At 58.9% G+C, this 16,220-nt stretch carries 9 protein-coding genes; 8 read left to right on the forward strand and 1 reads right to left on the reverse strand.

Features of this window, described 5'->3' with window-relative positions:
* The first annotated feature begins 282 nt into the window (after window positions 1-282).
* The 8 genes from KF833_10235 to KF833_10270 all read left to right on the forward strand — a co-directional run bounded on the left by KF833_10235 (window position 283) and on the right by KF833_10270 (window position 14,862).
* Window positions 283-921, forward strand: coding sequence for a hypothetical protein (locus KF833_10235; protein MBX3745674.1), 639 nt, complete (start codon window positions 283-285; stop codon window positions 919-921).
* A complete protein-coding gene (locus KF833_10240) occupies window positions 896-2,710 on the forward strand; it encodes an AAA family ATPase (GenBank protein ID MBX3745675.1) in 1,815 nt (604 codons plus the stop codon). Before KF833_10235 ends, KF833_10240 begins: the two co-directional genes overlap by 26 nt.
* A gap of 13 nt (window positions 2,711-2,723) precedes the next feature.
* Window positions 2,724-3,611: a hypothetical protein gene (locus KF833_10245; GenBank protein MBX3745676.1), complete on the forward strand. Its 888-nt coding sequence runs from the start codon at window positions 2,724-2,726 to the stop codon at window positions 3,609-3,611.
* A gap of 367 nt (window positions 3,612-3,978) precedes the next feature.
* Window positions 3,979-5,331 (forward strand): hypothetical protein, encoded by a 1,353-nt coding sequence (locus KF833_10250; GenBank protein ID MBX3745677.1) that lies wholly within the window; start codon window positions 3,979-3,981, stop codon window positions 5,329-5,331.
* Window positions 5,332-5,355: 24 nt separating this feature from the next.
* A complete protein-coding gene (locus KF833_10255; GenBank protein ID MBX3745678.1) occupies window positions 5,356-7,308 on the forward strand; it encodes an AAA family ATPase in 1,953 nt (650 codons plus the stop codon).
* An 18-nt stretch (window positions 7,309-7,326) separates the two neighbouring features.
* A complete protein-coding gene (locus KF833_10260) occupies window positions 7,327-9,006 on the forward strand; it encodes a DUF2357 domain-containing protein (protein ID MBX3745679.1) in 1,680 nt (559 codons plus the stop codon).
* The gene (locus tag KF833_10265) at window positions 9,003-11,423 is read left to right on the forward strand and encodes a hypothetical protein (protein MBX3745680.1); all 2,421 of its coding nucleotides are present in this window, start codon (window positions 9,003-9,005) and stop codon (window positions 11,421-11,423) included. The genes KF833_10260 and KF833_10265 overlap by 4 nt, the downstream gene beginning before the upstream one ends.
* The gene (locus tag KF833_10270; protein MBX3745681.1) at window positions 11,416-14,862 is read left to right on the forward strand and encodes a DUF559 domain-containing protein; all 3,447 of its coding nucleotides are present in this window, start codon (window positions 11,416-11,418) and stop codon (window positions 14,860-14,862) included. The genes KF833_10265 and KF833_10270 overlap by 8 nt, the downstream gene beginning before the upstream one ends.
* A gap of 466 nt (window positions 14,863-15,328) precedes the next feature.
* On the opposite strand, the gene KF833_10275 is transcribed toward KF833_10270, so the two are convergent.
* On the reverse strand, window positions 15,329-16,220 hold an 892-nt coding region (locus KF833_10275; protein MBX3745682.1), incomplete at its 5' end, for an AAA family ATPase.

A 16,220-nucleotide genomic window follows, 5' to 3' on the forward strand; every position in this document is an offset into this window, starting at 1 on the left:
CATTTCCGGGAACGGTGACGACCCACCTTCCTGCCGGTAGCTCAGGGGGCCGAACCATCCGCCACCGGGGCTGGGAGGGACCTGCATCCGTGCATCCGCTTCCACCTGAGAAGCCGATACTTCTATGCCGAATTCGGCGTCACTCGGTCCTTGTTCAGTTGCAGCCGCTTAGGAAGAATCGCCTGTGTATACACCCGACCGCTCGTGATGCCCGCCCCATCTGCGATCCCAGAGCCGGGACAATTGGTTCGCGTCCGACACCGCCACTTCGTGGTGTTGGACGTGCAGAAGTCCACGCTGCCGCCTGACGCGTTGTCCGGGGAGGATGCTTGTCCCCAGGACCTCGTTTCGTCGTCCTCGGTCGAGGATGACGCCCTCGGTGATGAGTTGCAGGCGGTCTGCGAGCTGGAACGAGGAGCCGTAATCCACAAGCACGCTGGTCTGCCACAGACCAGCGGCTTCGACGACCCGCCCCGGCTGGACGCTTTCCTCGATGCCGCTCGCTGGGGTGCGGGCTCGTCGGCCGATGACCAGGCTCTTCAGGCTCCGTTCCCCGTCGGAATCGCAATCAAGGAGTACCGACTCGACCCGGCGGTCCGCGCCCGGCGAACGCCAAGAGTCAACATTCTGGTCGCAGACGATGTTGTCCTTGGTAGAACCATTGAAACGGTTCTCATCGCCCATGAGCTGATGCTCAGGCACCACGTCAGTAGCATCCTGATCGCTCGTCCTTCCTCGATCCCAATCCCGTGGCGCAGTCACAAGCGCCACAAATTCGAGCAGCAAGGGACCACGCTCCAACGCCAAATTCCAAACCTCCGCCGGACACGCGACCTGCTGCTGCTGCTGCTGCGGCTGCTGTCGGGGCAAGTCAACCTCACGGAAAACTGGGTTTATGCGTCTAAAAGAACTCGCAATTAAAAACTTCAGGGGATACCGGAACGAAACACGCATCCCGATTGATGCCAACGTCACCGGCATCACGGGGCGAAACGACGTTGGTAAGTCCAGCATCCTTGAAGCGCTCGACATCTTTTTTGAAGGCGGTGAAATCGCAATCGACAAAGATGATTTCCATGTGGCCGAACCCGAAGCCAGTGTTGAGATTCGCTGTGTTTTCGATAATTTGCCTGCCGAGATTCTACTCGACGAGGCCAATAGAACCACCCTTGCCGGAGAGCGTCTGCTGAACAGTGTCGGCGACTTGGAAATCCTCAAGCGTTACAAGAGAAGTTCAAAAGAGCCGGCGATCTTCATCGTCGCCAATCATCCGAGCGCAGCGAATTTCGACGACCTGCACACGTTGAAAATTGCCGACCTCAGAAAGCGCGGAGAGGAGGTTGGAGTTGTCGCCGCTGATATTGCCGATGCTCGCAAGAGTGCACTGTGGCGGGCGGCCATCTGGGCGAAATCTCCCACCCCACATTTGACGCAGCGTGAACTTGAAATCAGCAAGTTCGCGACGGACTCGAAATCGATCCAAGACAAACTCTTCAAACAACTCCCACTCTTCGCGCTGTTCAAGTCTGACCGAGAAAGCAAAGACAACGATCCGCAGGCCAAGACGCCTATGCAAGCGGCGGTCTCGCAGGCAAAAGAGGAGTTGAAGGTCGAAATTGAACGGATCGAAGAGGAGATTAAGAAGCGAGTGCTGGAACGAGCGGCGAAGACCTTGGACAAGCTCAAGGACATGGATGCGACGCTGGCGTCGCAGCTCATACCACGATTCAAGAAAGCTCCAACTTGGACCTTCGACTTCACACTCGATGGCGAGGACAACATTCCCATCAACAAGCGCGGCAGCGGTGTTCGCCGTTTGATTCTACTGAACTTCTTCCGCGCTGAGGCAGAACGGAAGGTTGCGGATAAGAATGCGCCATCGGTCATCTATGCATTTGAAGAGCCGGAGACGTCCCAACACCCATCAAACCAAGAGATGCTGGTTCGTGCTCTGGTGCAGGTGGGAAACAGGGACAACTGCCAAGTCCTGGTGACCACGCATGTCCCAGCCTTAGCTGGTTTGTTGCCTGTGTCTGGCTTGCGCCTCATCGAGAAGGAGGCGGCTGGCCGCACAGTCCATTTCGGAAGCGATGCTGTGATCGAGAACATTGCTCAGACGCTCGGTGTGCTGATTGACCCGCGAGCGAGCCGAGCGAAAGCCTTGGTTCTGGTCGAGGGTCCGTCAGATATTGTGTTTCTTCGCCACACGGCTGACCAACTCAAGGCAGCCGGCCATATTCCGGCAACACTGGAGGAGCGTGGGATTCTTCCGGTCTCAATTGGCGGCTGTGGTTTGTTGAAGCATTGGATAACAAAGCGCATCGCTGAACAATTTAACATTCCTTGGGGACTGCTTCTTGATTCTGATTTGGGAACGCCCGAGCACAGCCAGAACGTCACGCAAGTTCAAACGCTGCGGCAAGGTGGCAAGAAAGCCTACGTGACGCGCAAACGAGAGCCTGAAAATTACATCCTGTTGGAGATCGTTACACCTCACGTAACCGGAGGAGCAGCAATTGTTCTGACGGACATCTGCGACGCGAAACGCGAAATATCAATCGCCACATCGAAGGCCACGGGCGAAGTCCTTGAGTTCTATTGGACACAAATGAACGCCGAACAAATCCGGCGGGCTGAAAAATACACGGACGGCGGCGCTGAGCACTATGAGTTCACGGAAATTTTGGCTGATTTTCTCACGCTCGCATAACCAAGCCAACTCGATGTCCAGCAGAAGCGACAATTTTGGATTCGAGTTTGCTGAGCGCTTCTCACGGGAGAGCGCGAAGGTGCGCTTCTTTGAAGTGCCACTGTTCCGCGCATTGGTTAGTTCACTCTCAAGCGTATCGAATAGCGTTCAGGTTGAGGAGTTGCACGGCTCTCGGTCTCAAGTGCTGTTCTCAGCCTGCCCGCCTTGGACTCGGCGCATTGCCAGATGTGAATTGGCTGACGTCTGCATTATTTGGTTTCGACTTGGGAGACAACCTCAAGTGCGAATTACTTTCATGCAGGCGAAGAGGTCCAATCATTCTCACGCACTGTGCGAAAAGAGCCCACCTGTCCCCAAACAGGCGTTCAATGGTGACAGCACTCAATTCCACTTGCTCACCACTCGCCCGAAGATTGTCGGGCGATTCCAGACTTTTGACCCGCCTGCTCACCTGTTGAGTAATGCCGTATTGCCCTCTGTCGGGTCGTATTGTGTTTTCCACCGTGCGCCGGATGGCACGAAGCAGTTCTTTTATGCCTCCGCCGCCATACTAACGGCTGACGCGCCATCAAGCCCTGGGCGTATCACAATCGAGACGCAGTTTGGCGTGCCGGTTCAGCACCACGGCAGTTATCCCGAGCGGAAATGGGCTTGCTGCCCTATGGTTTTTGGTTCGGCTATCCATTCAGGCCAAATTGGAACGCCGCTCGAATCAGACCGCATCGCTCTCGGCTGGGTAAGTTCATTCGTGAGCCGCGCAGCTTCAACCATCGTAGGCGATGAGGGCCGCGTAAGCCGCGCGTTCCTCGGCGCATTCGACGTGCCTGGAAACAACGACCGTGCGGAAGCACCAGCCAAGAGGATTCTTCTCATTCAGACTGAACCCGAACAGTCAGACTAAACCGCCATGCCCCACGCCTACACCGATGACCAGTTTGCCGAGAAGCCCGCAACGGGATTGTTCGCGGATCTTGGCTGGGCCGTTGCATGGCCACCTCCCAACACTGGCGTTTCCTGCGAGCCTCGTGATGCCGGGTTGCCCGGGCGCGAGACCAAGGGCAAGGAGGTGTGGCGTCGTCCGTCCCACTTATTCTCCCGCTTGCAGAAGCGCCCGCTCGCGCTCGATCACAACTACCCTCGTTCATCGCACGTAGGACTTTGATGGCTGATCAATACCTCCGTTTCTGCATCTGGTCCGTCGCCGGTCTCTTGCGTGGCGACTACATGCTGGACCAATAGCTTGCTAGACCCGGGACACCAACTAAATCATGAACGCTGATTCGACCCGCAACAGATCCGCGAATGACCAGACCCCGGTCATCCAACCGTGGCTTGCCGCCGGACTGGTCGTTGCGCTCGCCGGCAACGTGCTGCTCTCTGCCGTCCTCATAGTGAAGCTAGGTCGCTTCGAGGACTCGAAACGGCAAGCCGACGAAGCAGAGGCTCGCACTGCGACACAGCGCACCGAATTGGCAAAGCTTCAGGTCGAGGTTGAGACACTCACCAAGCAGAAAGACGCGCTCGCACCGGCGGTTGCCGACTGGCAGCAGCGGCTCAAGGAAAAGGCCGCCGCAGAGGCGCTCTTGGCGACACTCGACGCCAAGCAGCGGCAGTCGGAGTCCGACATCGCCTTGGCAGGCAAGAGGCTGGACGACGCCAACCGCGCTTTGCTTGACGCCGACAAGCAGAAATCAGAACTGACCTCGACCGTTGAACTGCTGAAAGCCGAGCGTGATGCACTCACCAGATCGAACGCCGACGCCAAAGTGCTCGCTCGCCATGCCGAGGAAGCAGAGCGCCGCCTCAATGCCGCCACGAATGCCCTTGCCAATACCGACACGCGCCGCAAGCAACTGGAAACCGATGCCGCGGCCGCGCAGTCGCGGTTCGAGCAAATCCAAAAGGAAGCGGATGATTTGCGCCAGGCGCGCGAGAAGCTGACCACGGACTTGGCCGCGTTACGCCAGCAGATTCAGACGCAGAAGGACCTGCTCGCAACATTTGACCAGAAGGCGGCGGATTTGAAGGCGCTGCAAACCGCAACCGGGCAAGAGGAACAAAAGACCGCGAAGCTCCAGCAACAGTCGGCAACGGCTGAAGCCCGTGCCGCCGAGATGGAAGCTAAGTTCAGCAAAGCCGCGTCCGAACTCTCGCAGTTGACGAATCGCCTGTCACAGGCCCGCGAAGATACAGCCGACGCGGAAACCCGGCTGGAGACATCCAGAGCAGCGTCGCTACGGGCTGACGCCGACCTTGCTGCGGCCCAGAGGCGCCTTACCGAAACGCGAACGGCGCAGGACCAGCTAGCCAGCGAACAAACGAAGACAGCCGCCCAACTCGCGGCGTCAAAGAGGGACTTGGAGCAGGCGCGCAAGGATGCCGTCGACGCGGAAACACGCCGCGACGCCGCGAAGGCCGATGCGCAAAAGGCCGATGCCGACCTTGCTGCGGCACGCGCGCAGTTACAGGTGTTCGTCGTCAAGCAAGGGGAACTCACCCGTGAAGCCTCGCGTTTGGAAGCCACCATAGAGCGCCTCAAAGAAGAGAAGGAGGCGCTGGAAAGGGAAATCGGCCGCCAGGAAGCCCAGCGCCAGAAGAGCCAGTCCGAGGGTCAGAAATGATGGACCTGATTTGAAAGGAACAAGATGCCGAACGCACAATTGTTACAATGGGCGCTGTGGGGATTTTCGTTGCTGGCGGGGGTCGGAACGATTCTCGCCATGTTCAAGCTTCGCTATGCCGAGCGATTCTTGCCGCACTGGAACGAACTCAAGGAACTTGAGGCGACGCTGCCAATTCGGCGCGAAGAATTGCGGCAGGCGACCGAAGGCATAGACAAGTGCCGCGCCGAAATCGGTCAGCTTGAGGCCACGGTCGGGTTCTTGCGGATTCTGAAGGAGTGGCAGGATGCGAACCCGGAAGCACCAGCGCGCATCCAGCAGATGATGGCCGATGTCGCGCGAGGAGAATCCGAGCGATCCGCGGTTCAGCAGAAGCTTGCGCAGGAAGAGTCGAGACTTAACGAAGTCACTCAGGAAACAAGCCGGCTCAATTTGGAAAAAGCGCAACTGACGCAGGAGACCGGCACGCTCCGTGACCAACTCGCCGGATTCCACAGGCAAGAGGCCGAACTCGAAAAGGCGGTCCGCGAACTCCAAGACCAATGCAGCCAAAAAGGTGTTGAGCTTGGAAATGCACAGAAAAGGATGCAGGAGTTGCAATCCGCTCTGACAACGCTGGAACAAAAGGTTGAGCGGTTTGAGAAGGAAAAACAACAGGCCATTCGAGAACGGAAGGAGGCCGAGTCGGCACGCGATGCAGCAAGAGCAGAACTGACGGGACTTCAGAAATCCTTGGATGCCTTCAAGGCAATGGCCGAAAACCTCAACGCCCGTTTGAAGGAGGTGGATGTCGGGCACACGGACCTCACCAAGGCACTTGAGGATTTGACTCAACCCGCACTCAAGTTCGCCTTCAGTCGCGGCGCTCGAATCGAGGAGAGCACGGCGCTGCGGCGACTGGCTGACCATTTGCGCGCAAGGGGCCTGCATTTTCCGGAACGAGTTCAACTGGCTTTTCACACCAGCCTTAAAGCGGCTCACATCAATCCACTGGTCGTGCTGGCAGGCGTGAGCGGCACAGGTAAGAGCGCGCTGCCGATGGCGTATGCCGAGGCAACCGGAATGAATTTTCTCAGCCTCGCCGTGCAGCCCGGTTGGTCTGGCCCTCAAGACTTGCTTGGGTTCTACAACTATTTGGAGCGAAAATACAAAGCCACCGAACTTGCGCGCGCTCTAGCACAAATGTCGCGGTTCTCCGCGATAGACCTCCCCGGACTTAAGATTGATTCGCGCAAAGATCAAATGCTCCTCTTACTGCTGGACGAAATGAATCTTGCGCGAATCGAGTATTATTTCTCCGACTTCCTCAGCCGGTTGGAACAGCGCCGTGGTCGCAAAATAGAAGAAGAGCAACGTCGCCGTGAAGTCTCGTTGCTGGTGGACGCTGGCAGTCTTCCCGCCACGGAAGCGCCGCGATTCATCTTCCCGGACTTTAACGTCCTGTTTGTCGGCACGATGAACGAAGATGAATCGACGCAGTCGCTATCCGATAAGGTCATCGACCGCGCAAACGTTCTGCGATTTGGCGCACCCAAGGAATTGAAAGCCTCCTCCGCCCCGACCGTTGCGCCCACCGCGGACTTTCTGCCCCGCGCCACATGGGAACAATGGGTGAAGCCATTCGATGGAAACGGATTCGACAACGAGCGCACGGCGCTCACTCAACTCAATCAGATGCTTGAGTCCGTCAACCGTCCCTTCGGACATCGAGTGTATCGGGCCATCCTCGACTACCTCGCCAATTATCCTGGCGCTTCGACCGACCCGGCACGATGCCGTAATGCACTGGCCGACCAAATCGAGCAAAAGATTATCCCTAAGCTGCGCGGCCTCGACACCCAGGACGACAGGGCATCGCGCTGTCTTGATCAACTCGGCGCAACGATTTCTGGGTTGCAAGACCCTGAACTTGCGGACGCCTTCACCCGCGCTCGCGAACAGCACCTGTTTGAATGGTTCGGCGTGAAGCGCTCGTAGGTTTTCACTGCCACGTCTATGGCTCGCGTGTTGCCTTATCCTTGGTCGTTGCTCGCATCGCGCGCCAGCGGTGGAGCATCGCTCAGTCCTGAGGACTGTGAGGCGGTCGAGCCTCTCAATCCCGAATCCCTTACGTTTTTTACGCGCACGGAGGATGAATCATTGCCGACACTCGCAGGCCATCAGCATTCGAGCGCTCCATTGGCCAACCAAGTTCTATCGAACCCGAACACGGCGGCGGGACGCCGTCGCGGCGTTCTGTCAACGCCAGCCCTTCCATACGAGAAAACCGATTTGTGGCATGTCCGCTTCGGGAGCGAAGAATTCGCCATTCCTGTTCGCGGGAGCCAGCGGCGCGCCAGCGCATGGGAAGACCCGATTGATTCCAACGCAGCGGAGGTTTACTTGCGCGACACGGTTGATTTTCTTTGCGGATATTTCACCGAGGCCATTTCGCTAACACAGGACCGGGAGTTTGCTGAATTTCACGAGTTTGCGGGCCAGGTCGTTGCCCGGCTGAACTGGGCGACGATATGGAAGCGCTGGAAGAAAGTCAGCACCGGCGAAGAACCACGCATGGCCCGGGTGGTCGAGATTGCCTTCGCCCATCTTAGCGCCATTCGCAACGTCTGCGAACGACCTCGAAGAATGCTCGTTCGACAACGCGAACTCGTCTCCGTCGGGCGCGTGCAGGAACTGGACTCCATTTGCCTTCGCGACCTGATTCGCCGCCCAGGGCGAACGGTTCTGGAAAAGGCAGGTGGCCGTCAGGAAATCCTTGCGATTACCCGACGAGAAACGGTGGACACGGCGGAGAATCGCGTCATGCGGGAATTCATTCGCCTCTGCCAGCATCGCGCTCGCGCCTACGAGCGGGAGAATGGGCGTGCGCGGGAACATCCACGCGTGAGGACGGTGGTTGACCTCCGTGGCAACTGTGAGCGGCTTGAAGTTTGGTCGCCCCTTTCGGCAGTTGGCCGGCTGGTCGGTGCGCCTCGCCCCAATTACGTGCTCCAAAAGGACCGCCGCTACCACCCGCTTTGGGTTCAATACGACAAGTTGCGGCGCGAAGAGGAGGCCGTGGACAACATCTGGTCTTGGGGGCGAAAGCTGTGGGCGGAATTCGTTCGCGGCATCGTCATTTCGTTCCTTCTCAGCGACGAAGCGCGGAATACGTGCGTCTGGAGACGCGATTGCGAACTCGCCGGATACTTGAGAAGCGAACATCACGCCGGCAGTTTTGTCCCGGCGCTGTCGGTCTCAAGCCGCTGGATACGCCATGACGGTAGAGCACGGATGCTATTAGTTCACCCCGCACACGCGCATCTATGTCCGGGATTGGAGGAACTCTTGCCGCGTCTCGGCGTGGAGTTGGCCTTGGTTGTTTATCCCACAACAGGTCCATTGAAGCCGCAGTCGCTTCTCTGCATTTACTCTGTGTTGAGCCTTGGAACCGATGCCAAGCAGCGGGATCAAATGGTTAACTGTTTGCAGTCGTCCCTCGATCAAGTTGCCCACGAGGCATCGTCATTGAACGTGCGCGGCCTGTTGTTGCGAGGCGAATGGTTGCGTGACAAGAAACCAGAAAATCCTCGATACGGGCGGTTGGATTATCTGGCCGCACCAGCGGGAGGCCCGTTTTGGTTCCACGACTTCCCTGAGCTTCTCAATATCTTGCTGGAGGAATTGGCAGGATGAAATTCGTCGGACTGGACCTTGGTGGAGTAAACTCGCTCGCTTGCGTTCGAGACGTTGCGGGCACTGAAGCATTTCAAGGCAGCGCTCATCCAGAGCGTCCCTCCTGCGTGCTTCTCCCGATGGTGAGGAAGGAGAAAATACTCGCCGGTGATGATGCATTGCGAAGCGAGCGCGGTTCGGGAGGAGATTGGCCCCCGCTGGCGATGGCCGCGCCCGATGGATGGAGCCGTGCTACGCCGCCCGTGCAAAACGGCCGGGTCATGCTCGCCTCGGTGTGGCAACGGCTGAATACCGGAAGCGCATGGTCGGACCCGCAGTGGCAGCCCCCGGACGGGTTGCCCTCAATTAACAAGCCCACGCCCGCCGAATGCCTGAGCGCAGAGGCTCGTTCAGTGTTAAAGCGAACGCTTTGCGATGCGGCGGTAACACAGTTGGTGCTCGCCATCCCGAACCAATTGCCAGAAGAGTCGCAGGAATCACTGCTTGGCCGACTGCCAGCCGGAGCGCGCTTGGTCTGGCGTTCGGTCGCCGCAGCCATGTCATGGGCGGAAGCGAAGGCGGCCCGCATACCAGTCGGCAAGGACTTAGCCGTTGTGGACGCGGGACTGCATGGAGTGGAGGTCTCTGTATTCGAGTTTCGACAGCAAGAGAAAGATGGACAGGCATTCCTTGTGCCTGTCCGTCGCCTGAATCGCTTGCACTTCACGAAGACGGATACGCTGCTGTGCGATAGACCCGCTCCATTTTTTCGACTGCGCCCGGAACTTACGCTCCTGGAGGCGCACCTTGGCGAAATTTCCAACGCCGTTGGCAGGCAATCAGACTTGTTGGCGTGCGGCCCGCTGGCGGAGCCTCTGCTCACGCTGCTGAAGCGGCGGTTTGCAGATTATGACTGGCCTGCCCCCGACCCAACCGCCGTAGCGCGCGGCTCGTGTCTATTCGCTTGGCGGCTGGAGCGGGACTGGCCGACCTATCTCGACGTATTGCCATCGCTGGAATTATTCGCTCTCACGGAGGAACGAGAACCGAAGTGGCTTCCACTTATTCCAGCGGATTGCGAGGTGTCTGGAGGGCTCGATTTTCAACAAGTGCTTGCCCGGCGGATTTTCATCGAGAAAGACACCACTCGACTTGCGAGTTGGTTGCAGCGCTCGGGCGAACCCGAATTCCGAAAACTCTCGACCGACCTGCCCGTGCAGGCTGCACAAAACGCCTGGGTTGATTTGAACGTCAGCGCCCGTTCAGCAGGTGGATTCGCACGCGTGCGCATCACAGCCTCGCCGAGACAATTCGATGTGTTTGGCACTGGGCAAAGCGTGATGCTCAACTGGCAAAACATGGAGCGCGTCGCCCGCGATCCGGGAGAGAAATGGCCCAAGGGGATGGTAAAATTTGGTTGGCCAGCGTGCGGTAAACTCTACTCACATCGGCCGATTTTCGATGACTTCCTTTCTACCGCCGAACAAGAACTCACCCAGGCCCTTGAGCATCGCGCACAAAGCCACCGGATGGCGGCTCTCGGTATTCTAAAGCTGCGCGCCGCGAAAACCATCGCCCCTCAACTTGCAGGCGTAACAGGCTCGGGCGGCGACGCGGCACCCGTCAACCTGCTTGTCTGTTTTAGCACCGACGCGCCGTGTGAGTTTGTGGAGAGAGGCTATGCAGGTCGTTCGCAGATAGCGAACCCGTTGCCGAGTAACGATGAGCGAGCGCGTAAAATCGCACGGCGCCTGTGGCAACGATTAAGGGTGCTGAATGGAGATGCACGCGCGGCATCTGCGGAAATAGACGCGGTCGTTTACCTCTTGGGTCGGCTGGGTGGATACGCGCCGGACACATTTCAGAATCAGTTGGCGGGTGAGATTCACCCGGTCACGAATGTCGTGCGCCTGTTTGCGGCGGGGCGAGTGCTTCAAACGCCGGACCACGGGCGTCGTCTTTTCGCGACTGTTAAAGAAAAATGGGATTTCGGGCAGCTACTCAACAACAACTGGCTGAGAATGCTTGTTTACGTTCTCTATCAACGTCCAGATGTTCTGCGGGAAGTGCCGCGCGAACACGTCGTTGCTGCTGCGAGCCTGTGCCTCGAAGCATTCGAGCAGAAGGTGCAACAGGAAAATATCCGCGTCGTATTCATGAACAGCCTGCGCGCGTTGGCGTTGCTGCTCCGCGTCAGACGCCACGCGCAAGCGCGCGATTTCCTGGCTTCCGATACCTGTCCACAGGAGGAGGCTCGCCTAGCGAAGCGGTTCAGTCGGCTTCTTGGCCAGGCAAACTCCCTGCGTCTGCGTCCGGGGCCGAGGACGCTTGTCGAGCGTGTAACCGAATGGCTCGACTTCATAGCTTCAACGGACGAGATGCCGCCAATTGCGCCGCCAGAGGAAGATGATGAAGCAGAAGGCAAGAACGATGACTGACTCGCTGCTCAACGCTCTTGCCCTCGCTCCCTGCCCGCAAACTGCCGCCGAGTTGCGTTACGCTGTGCGCCGCAGCGGGTTGAAGGTCGAGGAGTTTGAAGTTCTTCAGGAATTGCGGCAGCTCCAAAGCCAAGGCGTCGTCCGCCTTGAAGGGACTCGCTGGCGGCTGCTCAGGATGCATGCTGGCATCGCAACGACTCCGCCTTCAAGGAAACCCTTGCCTTTTCCACCTTCAGGCAGTGGAAGAACCGAGACCCCCCCGACAAAGGCGGTTGCACCCACGGCAGTCGCACCGCCACCCGCACCGGCTGGCCGATGGGCCAAGTTCCGTGCGATGTGCCGCTACTATATGGATTGTCTCTGGCAGGACGAGGCCCCGCAGTTGCGAGCCTACGTCGAAAACGAGGACGACACCTGGATTGCCGTTCAGCAGCAAATTCCGTGGGCGCGGTTGGCCGCCGGTGGTGACTTCGCTATCTCGCTCGCCAGAGAACAAGCGCCGTTCCAGCGCAATCGCGTCAGGCGCGGGGAGGACGAATGCGTTTACCTCTGTTACCCTCTTGTATTCGTGAAGCCAAAGGATGTTTCCGGTTTCGTCGTTCCGCTTTTCGCCCAGCCCATGACAGCCGACTGGCGCGGCGGTGTGTTGCACCTTAAGCCGGACGGTCACATAGCCGTAAACGGCGCTTGGCTAGAATACCGCTTCCGGCAACGTGCCGAACGCGCAGCTTTTCTGCGCGCGATGGGTCTCTTAAATGATGCCGACGGCGAGGACGATAACGGCGAGCGCACCACACCAGAGCCAAGAGACTTTGCCCGTCTCGCACAGGACGCCGCCCATTACGTGCATGACCCGGACAGGTTCGCCGAGCACATTGAGCCTCTTGATCTAGGAAATGTTGCCGACTGGAAAAAGGCCGAACCGGGGCTTTACAACGCCGCCGTCCTGACCCTCGGCCCACGCTTGCGCTACACGCGGAGTTTGCTGCGCGACCTTCGCGACATCACCGAGAAGTTCTCCGATGAAGAACTGGATCAGACGGCGCTTGCCGCACTATTTCCAAACTACGAACCACCTGCCGAACCGGACGCCTCAACAACGGCGCCCGGCGATGCCCCCGCGCCTTCGCCATTGTTCACCGCCGACCAGCTCTTGCAGACGCGCTTGCTGCATCCGAGCCAGCGGGGAGCCGTCTTCAATTCCTTGGCCGAGCCGGTCTCCGTCGTGACGGGGCCGCCTGGCACCGGAAAGTCGGAAGTTGTCGCAGCGATGCTGCTGAATCAGTTGCTCCGAGGCCAGGCGACTTTGTTCGCCAGCAAGAACCACCAGGCATTGGAAGCGGTGTTGCCACGGCTCAACAGCGCGGTGGAAGGCGGCGACCTCATCATCCAAACTTCCAGCCGGGAACTGGCGCAGCGACAAAACTACCTCGCCAAACTGCAAAGCCTTCTTGCCCGGCCGCCTCGACCGGACGCGGCGCAGGGTGAGGAGTATCGGCGGCAGTTTGGCGCATTGTTCAGTGAACAGCACGCGGCCCTCGCCGACATCTCAACGCTTGAGCAGGCCCGCAAGGAGTATGCGGTGTTGAACGGGCAGCTTGAGGAATTGCGCAAGGCCCTTCCTCTCGCGGCCCAATCAGACGATGCGCTTGCTAGTTGGCCGAGCGAAATGACCCGTGACCGCGTGGGAACAATTGAAACGGAGTTACGTCACGCGCTCGCCCTGCCGAGAGGTCCATTTCAAAAGCTGTGCCACGCACTCCGGCGAAGCCAGGTTGAAGCCCGGCGCAAAGCGGCACGCGAGCCATTACTATCGTTGCCAAGCCCATTTGCTGACCGCGCGTTGCCCGACGCGAACGCGACAGGCGACGGTTGGAACGACTTTTTCACGACCTGGAAAGCATGGGCCGAAGCGGCGCGAGTGGTGACGCTTGTGCGAAGTTGCGAACAGCGCATCGCGCAATTGCCGCGAGCCGAAGACTGCAATCGCCGGATGACGAGCGCCCAACAGGGAATCGAAGAGCTGACTGGCCTTTGGATGCGGTGGGCCGCTGGTGGCCTGCCCAATTCCCTCGCTCCTTCTGACCGTGAATCGCTGGCAAACCTGCGCGCTGGCATTCAGAATTGGGGGGCTGACCGCTTTGGAAATGAGTTGAAGCGGCATTTTCCGCTCATCATGCGTGCATTCCCGCTTTGGTCAGTGTCGAACCTCTCCGCCCGCAGTGCGCTGCCGCTCCTGCCGGGAATGTTCGACCTGGTGATTATCGACGAGGCCAGCCAGTGCGACATCCCTTCGGTCGTGCCGTTGCTGGCCCGAAGCAAGCGCGCCGTCTTTGCCGGCGACCCGATGCAACTCAAGCATGTCAGCACGCTGGACGCCGTAGTTGAACAGACACTATTGGAGCAGCACGGCCTCACGGATGCCGAGGTCCAGCGCTTCACCTATCGTGTCAACAGCGCCTTTGACGTCGCCGACACCAGCGCAGCTGTGCCTGACACTGCCCGTGCGCGACTCGATTTGCATTTCCGCTCGCACGACCTCATCGCCGATTACTGCAATGAGGCGTTCTACGCCAAGACGCTCCACGTCGTCACCATGAGCGAGCGCCTGAACATCCCGCGCGGCATGCAGCCGGGGATTCATTGGACACACATTCTCGGCAGGCTCGAACCCGGTCAGACGGGCGTATGGTGCGCGGACGAAATCGAAGCTGTTCGCGGCGAGTTATCGCGGCTGGCGGCTGCGGATTATCGCGGAACGATTGGCGTCGTGACGCCATTTCGACAGCAAATGATTCGGCTCAAGGATGCGCTGGAAACGGGCGATACTTTGCCGCCGGACTTCATGGATCGCGTCCGCTTTCTCGCCTCCACTGCTCACGGCTTTCAAGGCGACGAGCGAGACCTGATTCTGTTCAGTCTGTGCGGTGGCCCCGACATGCCCGAAGGAGCGGCCATCTTCCTACGCGAAAACCCAAACTTGTTCAACGTCGCCGTTTCTCGCGCACGCGCCGTCTTACACGTCGTCGGCAATAGGGACTGGGCGTTGGATTGTGGTATCCCGTTTATTCAAAAGCTAGCACGTCGCACGTTGCCAGAAGCCACTGCCCACCGATCCATTACTCGTGACCCTTACCAGTCGCCTTGGGAAAGGGTTCTTGCAGAAGCTCTGACACAAGCAGGAGTGAAGGTCATCCCACAGTATCCGATTGCAGGCCGATTTCTCGATTTGGCCGTGTTGCATCCGCTCAAGGTAGATGTCGAAGTGGATGGTGAATCCGTCCACCGGACCGCAGGAGGTGGACGGAAGGACGATGACTATTGGCGGGACCTGCAACTCCAAAGTTTAGGTTGGAAAGTCTGTCGATTCTGGGTTTATGAATTACGCGAGAATCTTCCTCGTTGCGTGCATAGGATATGTGAACTGCTAAGAGGGTAATCTACTTGGTTTCCGTGCTCTCTACTTCTACAACCTCGACGTGGACACGCAGTGGGCGATGGTCCTGTGTTGCTTACTTCCCTTCACGGCGCTGTCCGAGGACGGCATCACACCGTTTAAGAACTGGGAACCGAAAGAACGGCGAGGGCCGTTCCGTGGGAGGTCCCGGGGAGGTCGTGGGAGGCTGGGAAATCTAACTTCCCCGCGTCGGGCATGGTTGAGGTGATAGACCACAGCGGGCGGGGTGTCCGGAAGGCTCCTGGGGCGTTGGCGGCGGCGGGGTGGAATCCAGGGCCGATCCTTCGAGTTTAGAGTGGGGTTGGGCCGAATCATGTCTGGGCTTGTCTGGCGGCGGGTCCCCGGCTGGCGGCGGCGGGACCTCTAAAGGGTCGCCGCCATCCAGAAAGGCAGGGGACTTTGGCGAAGTGGCGGAATTGGCGGAATTAGTACTTCGCCACTTCGCCAGCTAGCGGGTCGGGAGGCAGTACTTGCCATCCCCCGTTCGTCCGACGGCCCCGGACTGTTCGAGCCGACGCACATAGTCGAAGAAAGTCTTGCGAGGCATCCTCATGGCCTCGTCGGCGGCCATCCCCCATTCCTTGTTGGTCAGTGGTCCACCGTCGAGGAGGGCAAGCAGTAGCTCCCGGCTGTACTGTTCCTGCATCCCCGGCTTGCGTTGCTTGAGACGGCTGGGGTCCAACGCCGAATCCACCTCGAAGACCGGGTGCCGCCAACGCACGACAAAAGACGGGGCCGGGGGAAACGTCCGCAAGACCGATTGGACGGTGTAAACGCCATTCCCCTCCTCGTGGTTCTCGTGCTTTGTCATAACGAGCAGGGAATCGGGAAAGCGGGCGAACACCCCCGACCCCGAAGCGCGATCCTGAGGGTCCTTCGCGGCTGGACTCCCCTTGGCAAAATGGGCAGGCAAGATGACATGCGCTCCAGTATCCACCGCAACTCCAGCTATTTGTCCCAAAAGCGCATTGATGTCTCTGGCCGAGTTCTCGTCCGCGTCGCCAAGCAATCGGTAAACAGGGTCAACAATGACCAATGCCACGTCGGAGAGGTTCGCATTCTGGATATGTTCGCGGATTCGGTGAGCGTATACGGTTCGCCCCTTCAAATTCCAGACAAGGATGCTGTCCGGGGTGGGGTTAAGGCCCCGCTTGGCGGCTATCTCCAGCAGCCGCTTCTTGATCGCCCACTCGGGCAACTCCAGATTAACCAGGATCACCCGGCCCCGGTGGCATTGGCGTTCCATCCAGGGCGACCCGCACGCGACGCTTAAACCAAGGTCGAGGGCGAACCACGACTTACAGCTCTTGGTTTCACCACTGAAAACGGATACCTCCCCC

The organism is Verrucomicrobiia bacterium, assembly GCA_019634625.1.
Taxonomy (GTDB): domain Bacteria; phylum Verrucomicrobiota; class Verrucomicrobiia; order Limisphaerales; family CAIMTB01; genus CAIMTB01.